Source organism: Candidatus Uabimicrobium amorphum, from assembly GCF_009002475.1.
Lineage (GTDB): Bacteria > Planctomycetota > Uabimicrobiia > Uabimicrobiales > Uabimicrobiaceae > Uabimicrobium > Uabimicrobium amorphum.
Genome location: NZ_AP019860.1, coordinates 2,475,743 through 2,492,396 on the forward strand (window position 1 = coordinate 2,475,743; position 16,654 = coordinate 2,492,396).

Here is a 16,654-nt window from a genome sequence, read left to right on the forward strand (position 1 = left end):
TGACACGGCTTTGTAAGTCTTTATTGAGAAAGCTTTTACATCTTAGCTTGACAGGTATGTGCTTTCGCAGGGATGACACGAGAACTGAACAAATTTTCTAATTGATGACACGCCCTAATAATTGTAAAACAATTAGATCTATTTTTAGACAAGAGATCAAACTATGAGCACAAATTTTTTTGATGTTATTATTGTAGGTGCAGGACTTTCGGGCATTGGCATGGCATGCCATTTACAACAAAATTGCCCAGGAAAAACGTATGCGATACTAGAAGGCCGCGGTGACATGGGCGGAACATGGGATCTTTTTCGCTACCCTGGTATTCGTTCCGATAGTGATATGCATACCTTAGGTTACAATTTCAAGCCATGGCGCGCTGCGAAGGCAATTGCCGATGGCCCAGATATTCTAAGTTATATAAAAGAAACGGCAAAAGAACACAATGTGGAAGCACACATTCACTTCAACCATATGGTGAAAACGGCAAACTGGAGCGATGAAAGTTGTACCTGGGAACTGGAAATAGACCACCAAGGCGAAAAAGTAAAAATGAGTTGTAACTTTCTATCGATGTGTTCTGGCTACTATAGCTATAAACAAGGCCATTCCCCAAAATTTCCTCACAGTGAAGACTTTACAGGGCAAATCATACACCCGCAACAATGGCCAGAAGACTTAGATTACGCCAACAAAAAAGTAGTGGTCATTGGCTCGGGAGCCACTGCCATCACAATTGTTCCCTCGATGGCAGAAACCGCAGAACATGTTACGATGCTACAACGTTCCCCCACCTACATTGTCTCGCGACCATCCAAAGACATCATCGCCAATTTTTTGCGCAAAATACTTCCTGAAAAACTCGCGTATGCCATTACGCGCTGGAAAAACGTTTTTATCCAACGTTTTTACTTCAAAAGAGCGCGAAATCGTCCACAAAAAACCAAAGATTTTTTATTGAAAATGACGAAAAAAGCACTTGGTAACGACTACGATGTAGACAAGCACTTTTCTCCGCATTACAAACCTTGGGATCAGCGCGTATGTCTTGTGCCCGATGGCGATCTATTCAAAACAATCAAATCGGGAAAAGTCTCGGTAGAAACAGACACCATTACGCGTTTTACTCCTAATGGAATCTTACTCGACTCAGGAAAAGAACTACCAGCAGATATTATTGTCACCGCAACTGGGCTTAGCTTGATTGCATGTGGTGGTATCGAACTTTTTATGAATGGTGAAAAACTAAATTTTTCCGACACTTACACATATCGCGGACTCATGTATTCAGACGTCCCGAACTTTACACTTACATTCGGCTATGTAAATGCCTCATGGACATTACGCGCAGATATCATTGCTGGTTATATATGCCGCATCATCAATCACATGGACCACAAAAAAGCAACGCGTTGTACACCACGTTTACGTAAAGAAGACGAAAATATGGCCTCGCGACCATTTATCGAAGGCTTTACTTCAGGTTACTTACTAAGGGTTATGGATGATCTTCCCAAACAAGGTAGTCATGAACCATGGACCAACCCTCAAGACTACAAGTACGAAAAAGCTATTTTTTCCAAGAGCGATGTAGAGGACGGCGTTTTAACTTTTGATACACCACAGGAGGCCTCATGAGCAAGAGTAAAGAGAGTAGAGAAAGTCGGGAGCATAAGAACAGCAAAAAGGGAGATCTACTCGGAATTTGCATTGTCATCGCCGCATTTATTATCGCATTTACACCACCGCGACGTCCAAGAATAAAAGCCGATGTCAATCGTTACCAGTATCATGAAACAACGGAAGATATTTACTTACTTGACAGCCATAATGGAGACTTGTGGATAAGAGGAGGTGATTTCAACGGTGTCACCCAATGGGTCCCGCAAAAAATTGCCAATTTAAACCCAGTTCCGAAAAAACATCGCGAAACCGATCGTTTTCAGCTAAAGTTTACACAGCAAGGAAAGTGTTATCTTTTTGACTCTAGTAGCGGAAAACTATGGCTACGTGGAGGTACATTCGACGGCGTTGTACAATGGATTGAACAAAAACTGCCCCAAGTCAAAAACAAACAGGACAATGAAAAATAGACGATATCACTACGTTGGTCCTATAGACATTTTGCGAGACAAAACCTCATGTGAACGAGTAAAAGTTACGTGTTATGAAGATGTCGTTGTATGGTCTCAGGACCATACAAATGAACGCATTTTCACCTTTGTTATCGACGACAAAAAAAATTTATGGATAGCCGATCGTCATTGTGAACATGTCGCCTGCGCCAGGGGAAAAGCGATTTTTGCTGCGGGAGAAATCACATTTTCTCTACACAAGGCGCAGGTGTTGTTTATTACCAATCAATCAACGGGTTATTGCCCAGAACCTGAGTCATGGGAAGTCGTAAAAGATGTTTTAGCGGCCATTGCCATCGACTATCCCCCATACTTCAACCAAGTTTGTATTTTCAGACGTTGCACAAAGTGCATGCAAATCAACATTGTAAAAGATCACATATACGAATGTGCGGTATGTGAATCTCCTTTAGACACCAAGTGGAATTTTCACCCATGAAAAAATTATTGTTTTTAGAACCCTTCTATGGAGGTTCACACAAAGATTTCGCCGATGGTTGGATACAACACTCGCGACACCAAATCGATCTAGTTACCTTACCTGCACGTTTTTGGAAATGGCGCTTGCGTATGGCCGCGTTGTATTTTGTGGACATTGTTGATGACTTTCACAAATACGATGCGCTTATATGCACAAGTATGATGTCCATCAGTGAGCTCAAAAACCACTGTCAAATACCGATTTTTCTATATATGCACGAAAGCCAACTATCCTATCCTCTGCCGAAAAGTTCCAAAGTAGACCACCATGGCATTCACATAGATTTTAGCAATTGCCTAGCTGCCGACTGGTTAGTCTTCAATTCACATACTCACATGAGCACCTTTATAGACCACATTGATACGTATTTTGCGCGCGTTCCCGAGTATCCTCCACACTGGATCAAAAAAATCATTATGCAAAAAGCGCAGGTACTACACCCAGGATGCCAACTTAAAAATAACGCCGCATTTGTCCATAATAAGCGCCCAATGATCATTTGGAATCACCGTTGGGAATTTGATAAAAATCCGGAAGAGTTTTTTCGTGCGCTTAGTGAGATCGATGGCAAAGGTTATGCTTTCGATATAGTTCTTCTAGGGGAATGCGGACAGGATGTACCGAAACCTTTTATTAAAGCCAAAGATAAATGGGGTGAACGCGTTTTGCATTATGGTTTTGTCGACAATAAAAACGATTATATTACTTGGTTGCAACGCGCCGATTTGGTCATAAGTACCGCCCTACAAGAAAACTTTGGCATTTCCGTGGTAGAAGCGATGTACTACGGTTGTTTCCCTCTCCTTCCCCATCGCCTTTCTTATCCAGAGGTCCTACCGCGCGAGTATCATAAGGAGTGCTTATATAAAGATTTTGCGGATCTAATTGCTAAAATGGAAAAATTCTTGCAAATCCCGGAACGGCGAAAAGAATATCGCCAGAGAATCTCCCAGAGTATGGCAAAGCATTCGTGGGAAAAGACAGTGGAAAAATACGATGCTATTTTTTAGGTTTTTTATTGACTTTTCTTCAAGTTTTATTTTAAATCTAGGGATATATTCCGCTAGTAAACACGCATATTTATTGAGATTGATTCTCAATTTCAGGAGAAAACTATGAGAGCTCTTAGTGAATTAAAAATGGGCGAAAAAGCAACAATCGTCGGTTACAACTTTAGCAAACCTGCTGTTTTACAACAATTACTAGAAATGGGTATGACCAAAGGAACAGAAGTTACCGTATCTAAACTATCTCCACTGGGAGACCCCAGAGAAATAGATATTCGTGGTTATCAACTTTCCATGCGTAGTAGCGAAGCAGCCTTAATCCAAGTACAAGCTTAGAAAGAAACTCATGACAAACAACAGCAAAAGGGTAGCACTCATTGGAAACCCGAACGTCGGAAAAACAACCCTTTTCAATTCCTTAACCGGTTTACGACAAAAGATAGGTAACTTTCCCGGAGTTACTGTCGAAAAAAAAATAGGTACTTTTTCTCTTAGCGATAGTTCGCAAATCGAACTAATTGATTTACCAGGAATATACAGCTTAACCGCCTCATCTGAAGACCAGTGGATTACCGTGAATACCTTACTCGGTCACCAACAAGATATCGGAAAAATAGATGCGGTTATCGCCATTGTCGACGCTTCGAATCTTGAACGTAACTTATATCTGGTATCACAAGTTTTAGAACTACAAATTCCTACGGTGGTCGCTCTCAATATGCAAGATGTCGCCACAAAAAAAGGAATCAGTGTTGATGGAGACAAACTCTCTGAAGCACTAAAATGCCCTGTTGTCGAAATTACCGCAAAAGGCGGCGTTGGTGTTGATAAGCTAAAAACCACCGTACAGGAAAATTTCGCCCAACAAGCCGCTCATCTAACCGTAGATCTCGGTAACGAAGTAGAAGGCTCTGTTGAGGAACTTTGCTCTTACCTAAACAACAACGACAAAGTAGAGCACAACGTACACCGTTGCGAAGCGTTGACCATACTACTGGGTTCGAACAGTGTATATTTTCAACGTTTCAGTGAAAGCCTCGGCGATGATTTCCGCGAAAAATGTACCGCACTACGCGAAAAAATAGGTGGCGAAGAACAACGTCTCACGATCGAAGCCGAAACGCGTTATAAAACAATAGAAGGTATCATTAGTTCTTGCAGTACCCAAAAAGAAACCAAGGCCACGATGAGTAGTAAGATGGATCACATACTCATTCACCCTATTATGGGTACCATTGTCTTTTTGTTGCTGATGATGGTCGTATTCCAAGCAATATATTCGTGGTCAGGGCCACTCATGGATTTTATCGATGAAGGTTTTGCCTACATCGGAGAGATTGCCGCTAGCTACATTCCCGAGGGTACACTACAAAGTTTGGTGGTTGACGGGATGATTGCAGGTGTCGGTGCTTTTGTCATCTTCTTACCGCAGATAGTCATTTTATTTGCCTTTATCGCTATTTTAGAAGATTGTGGTTACATGGCGCGCGCCGCTTTTCTCATGGACCGCATTATGAAAGCAGCTGGTTTATCGGGAAATTCCTTTATTCCAATGCTCTCCTCTTTTGCTTGCGCAATACCTGGAGTTATGGCAACACGTGTCATCAAAAATCCCCGCGATCGCCTCGCGACCATTCTCGTCCTTCCCTTAATGAGTTGTTCGGCTAGGTTACCCGTTTACACAATATTAATCGCAGCGTTTATCCCGGCGACAACATATTTTGGTGGGTGGATTGGCCTACAAGGTTTAGTATTATTTGCAATGTACATGGTCGGACTTGTCGTGGCATTTTTTGTCGCTTTCTTCTTGAAGAAAAGCATACTTAAGGGTTCACAAAACGAGTTTGTCATGGAAATGCCTAGTTATAAAATTCCGCATTTCCCCACCGTTTTCATGCGCATGTACAACAGTGGTCGTGCTTTTGTCGTTACCGCAGGTACATTTATATTTTTCGTGACGATCGTTGTGTGGGCAGTGGCTTACTTTCCACGTTCCGCCGAAATCGAAGCAAAGTATGCACAGCAAGCGGAAAAAATCGAACAGCAATACAATGCAGAGTCCGAAAAAATATGGGGTGAATTCAGTGAACAAAAAGAACAAATATTGAGTTCGTGGCAAAAATGGCAAGATACAGAAGACAAAGAGCAACGCCAAAAAATTAGAGAAGAATTGGTGAGCATTACCCCCGCCTCTTTTTCCATGGCCGAAAGACAGCAAACGGTACAAGAGAATCTTGAAAGTGCTCTAATGTCGAATGAAGAGCAGCAAGCGGGCGAACACCTACGTCACTCGATTCTCGGACGCGTAGGCGTATGGATCGAGCCAGTGGTAAAACCTCTTGGCTGGAATTGGAAAATCGGCGTTGCCACCATTGCATCGTTTCCTGCACGCGAAGTCATTGTCGCCACTTTGGGAATCATCTATAACTTAGGTGCCGAAGAGGACGAAGAATCTAATCGCTTACGCACCTCGATGCGCGAAGACCGTTGGCCGGATGGTTCGTTGGTGTTCACACCTCTTGTTGCCATATCTGTTATGGTATTTTTTGCATTGTGTTGTCAATGTGGTGCGACACTCGGAGTTATTTGGCGTGAAACAAATAGCATAAAATGGCCGGTTTTCACCTTTACATACATGACCGTTCTCGCTTATGTGGCAGCACTGATCATTTATCAGTTTGGAACCTTGTTAGGTTGGTAGCTATGATACAAGACTTGATAACATTAGGTATTGTCGCATGTGCTATTTTGATATTGGCCAAAAAAATGCATGCGGCTATACAAAAGATGGCTCAGGGAACATGCGGTGGTTGCAGTAGTTGTGCCGCCGAAAAATCTTGTCAATTGAGCGAATCGCAAACAAACGAACAAATGAGTTTTCAGGTGTAAATCTTTAGGGCGTACAATGTACGCCCTAAACAAAAACCTTTTTGATGGACTCAATAATTGTTTTTGCCGCCAATGAATCGTGAGCGTCGTAGCGATAAATTAGCGTAACCACATCTTCGAAAACAGGTGGATCTTCTCCGTACACCACCAAATTCTTTCCTTTTTTTGCCACACGCGTCGGTATAATTCCCACTCCACAACCATGTCCCACAAGGTCTGTAATCACCTGTAAATCAGAACAATGCACAATGCGTTCGAAATTCCAATCGTCGTGATTGCGTATCTTTTTGGATAAATCTTGCGTTTGCAATAAATTTTGATCACAAATCAATGTATGTGGATTGCGATTTTTCTTTGTTGTCCAAAACGTCACCTGATCACTTGCTAACTTGATAATCACCAAATCGGGATGTGCGATGGGATTAATGACAATACCAAAATCAATTTTATGTGATATGACTTTCTCGGTAATATGCCGCGAAATGTCGTGTGCTAACTCGATATGCAATTTGGGATAATCGTGTAATAACTGCGGTAAAAAATGCGCCAGCGAATACAAAGCTACCGAGGGGTGGCTACCAATCACGTATTGCCCTTGCACCTCATTTTTCTCACTCAAGGCAATTGCGCGTAACTTTTCCCACTCTTGTAACATGTTTTGCGCACTACCCACAAACCTCTGACCAAATTTTGTGAGTTGTACGCCCGATTTACTACGTATGAGTAATTTAGTACCTATATTCTGCTCTAATCTCTTGACAGACATACTCAACGTTGGTTGTGTAATCCCCAAACGCTCCGAGGCGCGCGATAAATTTAGCGTTTTCGATATTTCTAAAAAATATTCTATTTCTGTTGGCGAAGGAAGCATCATTTCTCTCCACAGAATGTAAAAGGGTAAGAGCACTCCCTACTTGGGAACAGCCTCTATTTCCACAGTTAAGACAATTTTGTTGTCACTCAGTCGTACTCCTTGGTATACAAATTTGGGTTCACCAACAGTAGAGTCCTTTTGAATTTGTATCTCCTCGCCAAGATGCGTTTCACATAAAAAATTTACCTCATACGATAGTAATTTATATTTAAAATGTTTATCGTAGGATACGGCATCAAGTATCCACTTTGCGTATACGGTATTGTTCACGTGTTGGTTAAAATCAATATCGCTATTGCGTACCGAAAATGTTTTCAATAATTCGGCTTCGGTAAAGCGCTGTACTTTTTTTGGCGTAAAAGACAACTGCTTTTCCGTGGTGTATTTAAGAACATCATCTTGAGAAATCGCTAAAATCTTTTTGGCTTTTACATCTAACTTTGCCACACTTGTTGAGCATTCGCACACCACTTCTTCATTTAAATAAACCTTGTATTCGCGTAGCAAAAAACCTCTTTCATCTGTGGACAACCATGTCTGCACTTCAATATGGTCTCCTAAACGTGGCCAACGTGTTACTTGTAAACTTTGTCGCGTCAGTACCCAATATACGTTAGGGGACTGCTGATATTTCGTCACCATGGCATGGCGAAATGCCGCATCTTGTAAAATGTTGAGCAGTTGATACAGTCCCACATTTTGTTGGGAGTTGACAAAGAAAAGGGAAACTTCATATTGTTGTTTGAATGTCTTGATGTCCATGCTGTTCTCCATGTTGCTTTATTCTATTGAACTTATACAATGCTTTAACGTTGTAGTTGTCTAGTGGCTTCTTCAATAAGTGGTTGCAGTTTATTTGCAGAATACCCGAGTTCAACAGCGCGGCGCCAATCGCTCATCGCTGCAGGAAAGTGTTGCATTTCATAGTGCACAAGGCCTCGTTTGGCATAAGCTTCCTTAAATTCTTCATCGCAATAAATGGCACCAGAGTAATCGCGTATGGCCGCGCTATAGTCCTTACGTGCGTGAAAGATCAGACCTCTTTCATAATAAGCCCTGCTATAATTGGGGTCCACTTGCAAAACTTTGTCGTATTGACCTCTAGCAAAGTACTCGTCTACCATACTACGCGCCTCTGTATAATCTATAGCGCGTTGCGATGCTAAAAAAGGATATTGGAATGGTAAAGTGATCGCACTTACAGGCAAGGTAACCACCCCCATAAACAGTGAAGAAACCAATCCTTCCTCACGTGCCTCTTCTTCAGAAACATGAGGGAAAAAATCAATATTGACTTCGTGGTCGTAGGTGAGGTAATAATTGTTGCGTACGCGAATCAAATCTTCGTTTTTTTCATTCCAATAAAAATAGGGAAACGTACAACTACTCAACGTACACAAACCAAGCAAACAAAGTACCATTTTCTTCATAGCAAAACCTCTTTTGTTTTTCAAATAAACTCTCATTGCCGATACGCATTCATATAATTATAATAAGCTTCGCAGTAAATTGGTAAAGTAATGTTTTATTTACAGGAAAAATTTTATCAAGGGCAACTATTATGGAATATGGATGGCTATCTCTGGTACCACCGGTACTGGCAATTGCAATGGCTTTTATAACGCGTAAAATCATCATTTCACTTTTTAGTGGTGTCTTAAGTGGTGCGCTTATTGTGCACAATGGTAGCATCAGCAAAAGTTTTCAAGAGGTGGCATCGATTCTATGGAAAAATTCCGAAATCAAGAATTTTTCGTCATGGCAAAATTTTCAAAATAGTTGGCATTTATTTATTTTGCTATTTTGCTTTATCCTAGGAGCCATCATGCATTTGGTGGACCGCGCCGGAGGTGCCAAGGCTTACGGACAATGGGCACTAAATCATATTGCTACGCGTGCCCAAGCGAGTTTAAGTACGATGTTTTTGGGCATGATTATTTTCTTCGACGATTACTTTAACTGCTTAACCGTAGGTGCGGTAATGCGTTCGGTGACCGACAAGTTTAAAATTTCGCGTGCAAAACTGGCCTATATCATCGATTCGACCACAGCCCCGGTGTGTATTCTCGCTCCTATTTCCAGCTGGGTCATTTATGTGGTCAGCCAATTCAATCAAGCCGGCCTCGGAGAAAGTTCTTTTACCATATTTCTCTACACCATACTTTTCAATTTTTATGCGTGGTTATCTATACTGATGGTATTTTTCGTATGCGTATTTGACATCAACATTGGCGCCATGAAATACCATGAAGAGAATGTATTGTCTCCTCGGGAAAACGATTCACAACAACCGTCGAATTCTATATATGATTTGTTATTGCCTATTGCCGTACTCATCGTCAGTATTATCGCAGGTATGTTATATACAGGAAATGCCGTTATTGTCGGCGGAGAAAACGGTTTAATACAAGCAATGCAAAGTATGAATGCCGGAAAGGCAATGTTTTGGGGAGGAGTGGTATCTCTTGTTTTTAGTATCGTCTATTTCGCCATACGTCGCACATTTTCCATTTTTGAAATAGCAATGATTATTTGGCAGAGCATAAAATCCATGTTTCCCATATTGTTCACTTTAATACTTTCGTGGTCCATTGGCACAATTATTTCAGAAAAACTGTATACCGGAAAGTACCTAGCGCAATTTTTAACCGGAGACACGATAAAATACATTCTACCGATGCTCATTTTCATCTTGGCGTGTATTACCGCTTTTGCCACAGGATCTTCCTGGGGAACATTCGCCATTATGATACCCATTGTCGTAACCATGACCCAAGAAATGGAAAATAACTTTCTCATACCCACATTGGCGGCTTCTCTTGCGGGAGCAATTTATGGAGACCATTGCTCACCCATTTCTGATACAACTATATTAAGCAGTATTGGCGCAGAATGCCGGCACATGGATCACGTCGTTACTCAAGCACCTTATAGTACGCTTGTGGCCGTGATTTGTTGTGTGAGTTTTTTGCTGAGTGGTTTAACGATTTCATGGGGGATTTTAGCGTCAGCGGCCCTCGGCATGGGGGTAGGGATTTTCTTACTTTGTGCTGTTGTTTATTCACACCACAAAGCGAAAGATTGATAAACGGATCATCTGTAAAACAAGTCCTGTAAAGTCGACGAGGTAAAGTTTTGAAAAAAAATATTACAGACCTTGTTTTGTAAATATAACTATTTTATTGGCCGTGCACTAACTCTTTTTGCGACGCACAAAGCCAATGCCAATAATACCCATCACAAACAACAAATACGTGGAAGGTTCGGGAACCGATGATGTTGTTATGTTGGTGAGGGTAAATTTCATGATGCGTTCAACTCCACCGTCTATGTAGAACCAGTCTACATTGTTGACATGGTCAAAATCATTCACATCAAGAACGGTAGGTATCGCGTGAGTAGTGTAAAGATTTGAGTTTGATGAAGTTAAAAAGACATCCAGTCTTGAGGTGTCTAAGTCAGACGTGTTGCCTGCCACTCCACTTGCAACAGTGTAACGAACACCATCAACATCGATGGGACCTGGGCTCAAGTTACGGTTGTTAAATGTATTCATTTGCAGAGGAGTTGAACCGCTTGCACGATCACCAGAGACAAAATGTCCCGAGGTTCCGGAAGAAAAGTTATAGCTCTGGACAGCATCTGTAAAAAAGAAATCGGCACCACCACTAGCGGGGAAACCATTTGTTTGCGAGGTATCGACGGTAATTGTTCCGGTGATGGTTTCACCAACAACAAATTCTCCCCCATTGTCACTGTTGACTGTTCCTGTGAATGTATGTGTGATAATTGTAGCAGAAACAGTGCTTGCAAATGAGAAAGCAAGTAGTAAAGTAAATAAAAATTTTGGCATAAGTATTCATCCCTTTCAAAAAAATTATGAGTATTTCTACATAAAATTCTGAGTATTTTTATATATTACAAAATTCCAAAATATTATAATATTAAAATATTATTTTTTTGCGCTTATAGGAATGAAATAGCTAAAACTTTACCTCAGGGAACATACACATTCTCTACCCATTCGCGGAAACTCATCTTTTTCTCGTATGCCTGATATTCTTCGATGATTTCATCTAGGGGTATATAAAACAACAAGCAACCATACCAGATGGAAAAGGAGTTGAGTGCTTGTTGCGCAGATTTGTCGTAAACGACCATCTGCGCAACAGCACTGGCAAATCCAGAGCGATCTGCACCGCCTTGGCAGTGCAGAAGTACCGTTTTGTTTTGTTTTTTGGCTTGTTCGAGAATGGATATCAAACGTAGCACTTTTTCTTTCGACGGCCTTTTGTACGCCGACATTTTGATGCTGAGATGCTCGGTATCGGTGTCCTTACAAACATTTACTTCTTCTCGATACCAATCTTTTTCGGGGCTTTCCCCACGTAGATTGAGGACAGTGTCGACGCTCTGTTCGCGAATAGCACGTTGCAAACGCTCGGGTTTCATCTGCGCAGAACGATACATAATCGGTAGTTCCTTGCCTTGGCTCACCGAATGATAATTATCGGTGAGAACTCCACATCCTGTACAGAGTAAAAACGTCATTATCCATACTATTTTTTCGACACTATGCATTCATCAACTCAATTCTTTAGACCTTGGGAAAGTAATTTAAAATTGTGCTCCAGCATTTTGATATAGGTATCCGCACCTTTTACCGATCTTACTTGGTGTGCCATGAGAAGAACTTTGACTCCGGTTTTTTCGGCAACGAATTTCACGTGGCGTTTATCAAAATACGAACATGTCAGTAATACTTTTAACTTCTTTTCTTTTACTTTTTTGATCAGTTCTTGGAGATGTTTTGTCGTCGGTGGTATACCAGGCTCGGCTTCGATGTATCCGAGCATTTCAAATCCATAGCTTCGCGCCATGTACGGCCATAGGTCATGATCCCCTACGAGTAAGGTACCGCGTAGTGATTCAATTTCCTTGATCCAGCCCGACAATTTATCGTAATCGTTTTTGCTTGCCAAAAACTCTTTGAGCTTGTTCTCCGAGTTCAGGACAACCAGTTTTTCCACGTCGTACTTTTTGGCTAAGTCTTCTCCCACCAGTCTTTTTGAAATTTCATTGCGAAAATTTTCGTAGTTTTTGACAAAGTCGTCTTTGTGCGCCGGTACCAACTCGCTAAGTTTTTCACAAACAAACCGCGCTGCGCGGATTCCTTCCGTAGGATCTAGAAGAAAGTGTGGATTACCTTCCGCATGCACACTGTTTTCATATGCGTGATCTTCAGGATTTGCCAACGGACGTATCACTTTGGCAATTTCTAAGTGTCTCTCTTTACCACGAAATAGTTCGGGGCGTTTGGCTGATTTTAGCAACTCGGGCAACCATCCCTCCGCAATTCCCATACCTACATCGATAAGTAAGTCCGCTTTGTTGAGTTGGCGAACAAACTCATTGGTAATGTCTAGCTCATGAGGGTCACCTTCACTGCAGTTGTCGGTAAAGCAATAAAGATTGATATGTTCTCCGGCGACAACATCAACGATATCTTTTAAATCGGTTGTGGTCACACACACTTTGAGCTTAGACTTGTCTGAGGCAGAACTGTCGGTCTTGGAACCAGTGTCACAGCCTAAAAGTAACAAAAATACTAAGATGGAAAAAACAAACTTCACAGGTTAACTCTCCTTTTTGCAACTGGTACATTTGCATAATTGAAAATTACGCAAATGGGCAAACGCTAGTATAGCGCCACCAGTGGTTGTCGAAATTTTTTCACCGAGCTCACCCAATGTGGAATAACCCCAAAAAGCACAATAGGTTATTATAATAAGTCCTACAGCTCCCATCGCGACAATCGATGTTTTCTCATGCTGTCGACACCCTAGAAAAAAAGAAATACTGCTTAGTGGTAACACCATGTATACCATGATTTGGTGAAAATTGCTACCTTCGTTACTACAGCAAGGCGATACACACAGTGGAAAAAGAACAATAATAAACGGTGTCAAAAAACAGTGAACTGCACACACCATCGAAAACATAATGGCTAAGCTATCGAGTTTCTTCTGAAAATTCAATGGTTTACTCCTTCAACGATACGGCTTGCAGCAATACGAGCCCCAACGATGTTTCTGGCAACAGGACCTATTTCCAATTCGGATAAAGCTCCACTAACGAAAATATTATACGCCCAATGCAAATTTTTGTCAACGATGGGATAACCACACGCGGCTTGCGGTAGGTTACACTGACTGATAATGCTTTGTAGCCACTGACCAGGACACTTTTTCTCAAAACCTGTGGCAAGAATTACACGATCACAATTTATAGACTCTTCTGCGGTTTGCAATACGTAATCATCGTCGCGCGAACGCACATCTTTTATGTGATCAACCACCATGCGAATTTTATTTTTTGCAATCATTTGCTTCAATGTCATTGCCACCTCTTGTGTCATAGAACCACGATGGCGTGCATTGTTAATTGTCTCGCGCCGTACGCTATAATCTTCTATCTTATGGAACTCTCTTAGATAACCGCCGATCCAACCAGGGTCACTATCAAATCGGTGAATGTCGGGCTCATGATTTGTTACAAGCACAACTTTGGCCTCAGCACATTGCCGCGCCATGGCCATGGCTGTTTGTGCTGCGCTGATCCCACCACCAACAACAGCAACACTTTTACAATGATCTAATTTTTGTCGGTGAAATGTAGGAGAAAATATATGTTGTGCATTGACTTCTTTCGCCCAGTCGGGTAAATGCAAAGAGTCGGAACCTATCGCGAGAAGAACGCGCTTTGTGTCTACAGTTCCTGCACAAGATTCCACTTGTAGATATCCGCGTTTTACATGAATGTTTTTTACCGCTGCTTGCCGATGTAGTTTTGCTAACTTATTTTTTTGTATCACACTTTCACAATGTTCATTAAATAACTTTAACGATGGGCGACTGTACGGTTCTATAAATCGATGACGCACAGGGCTTTTACGACTGTATTTTCTTAGCGAAAAAGGATCGACATCAATGTGATGCACTAAAGTAGAACGCAAAAACTCCATTCCGCAGTTGCTTGTACAGTGTTGCCAGCGCGACAATAAACGCGGATAAGGATCTAAAATCTGTATTTGATGCGCTTGTACTTTACGCGAAGAAATCAGAAAGTTGGCGAGTAGTGTGCCATGTATTCCTCCGCCAATAATAATCCACTCTAGCATGACTAAATTTCCGTATATTCGGGGTTTTGTGCGAGGATAACCGGAAACTCATTTCTGGCATCCGCCCAATGTTTCGGTCCAAGTTGTAGTTCGTCATCACTCAATAAACAACTGTCTAGAATATTGGTAAATTCACGTTTCTCGATGTTTTGTCCAATAAAGACGATTTCTTGGCGGCGATCCCCGAAACGATCATCCCAAATTTCTTCTAAATATTTAAGGTCTTCTTCTTCGACATCCCATTCTTCTCGTGGAATCGCATCGTGCCAATATCCTGAGGCCTCCATGCCAATTACTCCACCAGCTTGTGACCAAACACCCACAAATTCAGGTTGTGTTGCGACCCAAAAAAATCCTTTGGAGCGCAAAGTTTTGGGAAGATCTTTTTGTATTACTTCCCATAACCTTTTAGGATGAAATGGCTTACGCGCCCGATAAACAAAGCTAGAAACCCCATATTCTTCTATCTCCGATTTGGGTGTATCTCTAAGTTCTTGCAGCCACCCAGCATAGGAAGACGCTTTGTCCATAGAAAATAGCTTTGTATTGATAATTTCATTTAAATCAATGTTGGAATGTTGTGTATGAACTATTTTTGCTTGGGGGTTGAGTTTATGTAGAATGGCCTCTAACTCTCGCGCTTCGTCTTCACTAATCAAATCTGTCTTATTGAGTACAATCACATCGCAAAATTCAATTTGATCAATTAACAGGTCGGTAATCGTGCGCTCATCCGTTTCGTCAAGGGCCAGATCACGTGCTTTTAAGTACTGAGCTTCATTAAAGTCATGTAAAAAATTGTATGCGTCGACAACCGTTACCATTGTGTCTAGCTCGGAAAAGTCAGATAAAATGTTGCCATTCTCATCTTCGAAAGTGAATGTTTCTGCGACCGGCATCGGCTCTGATATACCTGTAGATTCAATCAACAGATAATCAAAACGTTTTTCTTCCGCTAATTTTTTTACTTCGATAAGGAGATCTTCGCGAAGAGTACAACAAATACACCCATTGCTCATCTCTACAAGCTTTTCTTTACTGCGCGATAGGGACGCTTCTCCTTTTTCCACTAGCTGAGCATCGATATTTACCTCGCTCATATCGTTGACAATAACCGCAACCTTTAAATTTTGGCGATTATTGAGTACATGATTCAATAAAGTTGTCTTACCTGCGCCCAAAAAGCCAGACAACACCGTAACAGGAAGTTTTTTCATGTTTTTATCCTTAACCCACTGAGTTAGTAGTCAGCAATAGGCGATAATTTATCGACCCACTCCGTGTAAGCGGACTACTAGTTAACAACACTAAATAAAATAGCCCTCATTTATCAATGAGGGTTTTGTTTAGTTAAAGATTGGAGGTCTTTAGAGTATATTAAACTTTTGGTAAGATATCACTTTGTCATAGGTGTGTCAAACTAAAAAACGCAATTGACTTGCATTTTTTAGCAAAAAAATGAAATAACACGCGACAAAAAAAGCAATAGTATTGCATTAAAGCTGCTTTTGCTAAAAAATTGCATTTTTAGAGATAACAACTTACAATAGTAATTGTGATGATACTACAATTTTGATATTGGAAAAAGAGGATAACAATGGGCAAAGACAACCGTAATAGCACACAAGTATTGAAAGACGCAAAACTCAGTAATACAAAGATTCGCAAGTCTATTTTAGAATTTCTTATGCAAAACCATGGCCCATTTTCTATTGATGACATACACAAACATATTTCAAATGGTGACTACGCCACGGTGTATCGCTGTATCAAAAAATTCGAAGAACACGAGATTGTGAAAAAATGTGACTTTGGCGATAACATCTCACGTTATGAATACAAAGATTGCAATCATCATCATCACCATATCATGTGTCGTAGCTGCCAAAAAATCACCACTGTTGAGTATTGTTTTCTGAAGGAAATGGAGAAAATGCTTACAGATCAGGGCTACAAAGATGTTTCTCATACCTTAGAGTTTTTTGGTATTTGTCAAGATTGTCAAAATGAATAGAGCAGTTGCATGTGAAACGACATCTTTTTTATGGTATAATCGACTACGACAACATAACATTCATACATTGGTGGAA

General features: G+C 41.1%; 18 protein-coding genes. 9 read left to right on the plus strand and 9 right to left on the minus strand.

The genetic code is table 11. The features are described 5' to 3' along the window. Nucleotides 1-163 precede the first annotated feature (163 nt). The 7 genes from UABAM_RS08760 (at nt 164) to UABAM_RS08790 (ending at nt 6,510) form a co-directional block, all read left to right on the plus strand. Nucleotides 164-1,636 (plus strand): flavin-containing monooxygenase, encoded by a 1,473-nt coding sequence (locus tag UABAM_RS08760; protein WP_151967621.1) that lies wholly within the window; start codon nt 164-166, stop codon nt 1,634-1,636. Then, on the plus strand, nt 1,633-2,091 hold the full coding sequence (locus UABAM_RS08765; protein ID WP_151967622.1) for a hypothetical protein: 459 nt from the start codon (nt 1,633-1,635) through the stop codon (nt 2,089-2,091). Before UABAM_RS08760 ends, UABAM_RS08765 begins: the two co-directional genes overlap by 4 nt. After that, entirely contained in the window at nt 2,081-2,572 is a 492-nt protein-coding gene (locus UABAM_RS08770; protein WP_151967623.1) for a hypothetical protein, read from the plus strand. The genes UABAM_RS08765 and UABAM_RS08770 overlap by 11 nt, the downstream gene beginning before the upstream one ends. Further along, on the plus strand, nt 2,569-3,624 hold the full coding sequence (locus UABAM_RS08775; RefSeq protein WP_151967624.1) for a tRNA-queuosine alpha-mannosyltransferase domain-containing protein: 1,056 nt from the start codon (nt 2,569-2,571) through the stop codon (nt 3,622-3,624). The genes UABAM_RS08770 and UABAM_RS08775 overlap by 4 nt, the downstream gene beginning before the upstream one ends. A 105-nt stretch (nt 3,625-3,729) precedes the next feature. After that, nucleotides 3,730-3,957, plus strand: a complete 228-nt coding sequence (locus UABAM_RS08780; protein WP_151967625.1) for a FeoA family protein — start codon at nt 3,730-3,732, stop codon at nt 3,955-3,957. Between the two features lie 10 nt (nt 3,958-3,967). Continuing rightward, nucleotides 3,968-6,322, plus strand: a complete 2,355-nt coding sequence (gene feoB / locus UABAM_RS08785; RefSeq protein ID WP_151967626.1) for a ferrous iron transport protein B — start codon at nt 3,968-3,970, stop codon at nt 6,320-6,322. Between the two features lie 2 nt (nt 6,323-6,324). Further along, nucleotides 6,325-6,510: a hypothetical protein gene (locus tag UABAM_RS08790; protein WP_151967627.1), complete on the plus strand. Its 186-nt coding sequence runs from the start codon at nt 6,325-6,327 to the stop codon at nt 6,508-6,510. 25 nt (nt 6,511-6,535) lie between these two features. On the opposite strand, the gene UABAM_RS08795 is transcribed toward UABAM_RS08790, so the two are convergent. The 3 genes from UABAM_RS08795 to UABAM_RS08805 are packed head-to-tail and all read right to left on the minus strand — an operon-like array spanning nt 6,536 to nt 8,814. After that, nucleotides 6,536-7,384, minus strand: coding sequence for a LysR family transcriptional regulator (locus tag UABAM_RS08795; protein ID WP_151967628.1), 849 nt, complete (start codon nt 7,382-7,384; stop codon nt 6,536-6,538). Nucleotides 7,385-7,420: 36 nt separating this feature from the next. Beyond that, nucleotides 7,421-8,146: an acyl-[acyl-carrier-protein] thioesterase gene (locus UABAM_RS08800; RefSeq protein ID WP_173013215.1), complete on the minus strand. Its 726-nt coding sequence runs from the start codon at nt 8,144-8,146 to the stop codon at nt 7,421-7,423. 44 nt (nt 8,147-8,190) lie between these two features. Beyond that, nucleotides 8,191-8,814 carry a tetratricopeptide repeat protein gene (locus UABAM_RS08805; RefSeq protein WP_151967630.1) on the minus strand — a complete coding sequence of 208 codons (624 nt, stop codon included), beginning with the start codon at nt 8,812-8,814 and terminating at the stop codon, nt 8,191-8,193. A 131-nt stretch (nt 8,815-8,945) separates the two neighbouring features. Between UABAM_RS08805 and UABAM_RS08810 the strand changes: the two genes are divergently transcribed. Beyond that, the gene (locus UABAM_RS08810) at nt 8,946-10,469 is read left to right on the plus strand and encodes a Na+/H+ antiporter NhaC family protein (RefSeq protein WP_151967631.1); all 1,524 of its coding nucleotides are present in this window, start codon (nt 8,946-8,948) and stop codon (nt 10,467-10,469) included. Nucleotides 10,470-10,577: 108 nt separating this feature from the next. Here the strand turns inward: UABAM_RS08810 and UABAM_RS08815 are convergent, their stop codons facing one another. The 6 genes from UABAM_RS08815 to zigA all read right to left on the minus strand — a co-directional run bounded on the left by UABAM_RS08815 (nt 10,578) and on the right by zigA (nt 15,781). Further along, nucleotides 10,578-11,237 (minus strand): PEP-CTERM sorting domain-containing protein, encoded by a 660-nt coding sequence (locus UABAM_RS08815; protein WP_151967632.1) that lies wholly within the window; start codon nt 11,235-11,237, stop codon nt 10,578-10,580. Nucleotides 11,238-11,380: 143 nt separating this feature from the next. Continuing rightward, the gene (locus UABAM_RS08820; RefSeq protein WP_173013216.1) at nt 11,381-11,935 is read right to left on the minus strand and encodes a phosphatase domain-containing protein; all 555 of its coding nucleotides are present in this window, start codon (nt 11,933-11,935) and stop codon (nt 11,381-11,383) included. A gap of 38 nt (nt 11,936-11,973) precedes the next feature. Then, nucleotides 11,974-13,017, minus strand: coding sequence for a metal ABC transporter substrate-binding protein (locus UABAM_RS08825; RefSeq protein ID WP_151967634.1), 1,044 nt, complete (start codon nt 13,015-13,017; stop codon nt 11,974-11,976). 3 nt (nt 13,018-13,020) lie between these two features. Continuing rightward, nucleotides 13,021-13,422, minus strand: coding sequence for a MerC domain-containing protein (locus UABAM_RS08830; RefSeq protein ID WP_151967635.1), 402 nt, complete (start codon nt 13,420-13,422; stop codon nt 13,021-13,023). After that, nucleotides 13,419-14,564 (minus strand): FAD/NAD(P)-binding protein, encoded by a 1,146-nt coding sequence (locus UABAM_RS08835; protein ID WP_151967636.1) that lies wholly within the window; start codon nt 14,562-14,564, stop codon nt 13,419-13,421. Before UABAM_RS08835 ends, UABAM_RS08830 begins: the two co-directional genes overlap by 4 nt. A 2-nt stretch (nt 14,565-14,566) precedes the next feature. Next, nucleotides 14,567-15,781 carry a zinc metallochaperone GTPase ZigA gene (gene zigA, locus UABAM_RS08840; protein WP_151967637.1) on the minus strand — a complete coding sequence of 405 codons (1,215 nt, stop codon included), beginning with the start codon at nt 15,779-15,781 and terminating at the stop codon, nt 14,567-14,569. A gap of 380 nt (nt 15,782-16,161) precedes the next feature. On the opposite strand from zigA, the gene UABAM_RS08845 reads away from it, so the two are divergent. Further along, entirely contained in the window at nt 16,162-16,578 is a 417-nt protein-coding gene (locus tag UABAM_RS08845) for a Fur family transcriptional regulator (protein WP_151967638.1), read from the plus strand. The last annotated feature ends 76 nt before the right edge of the window (nt 16,579-16,654 follow it).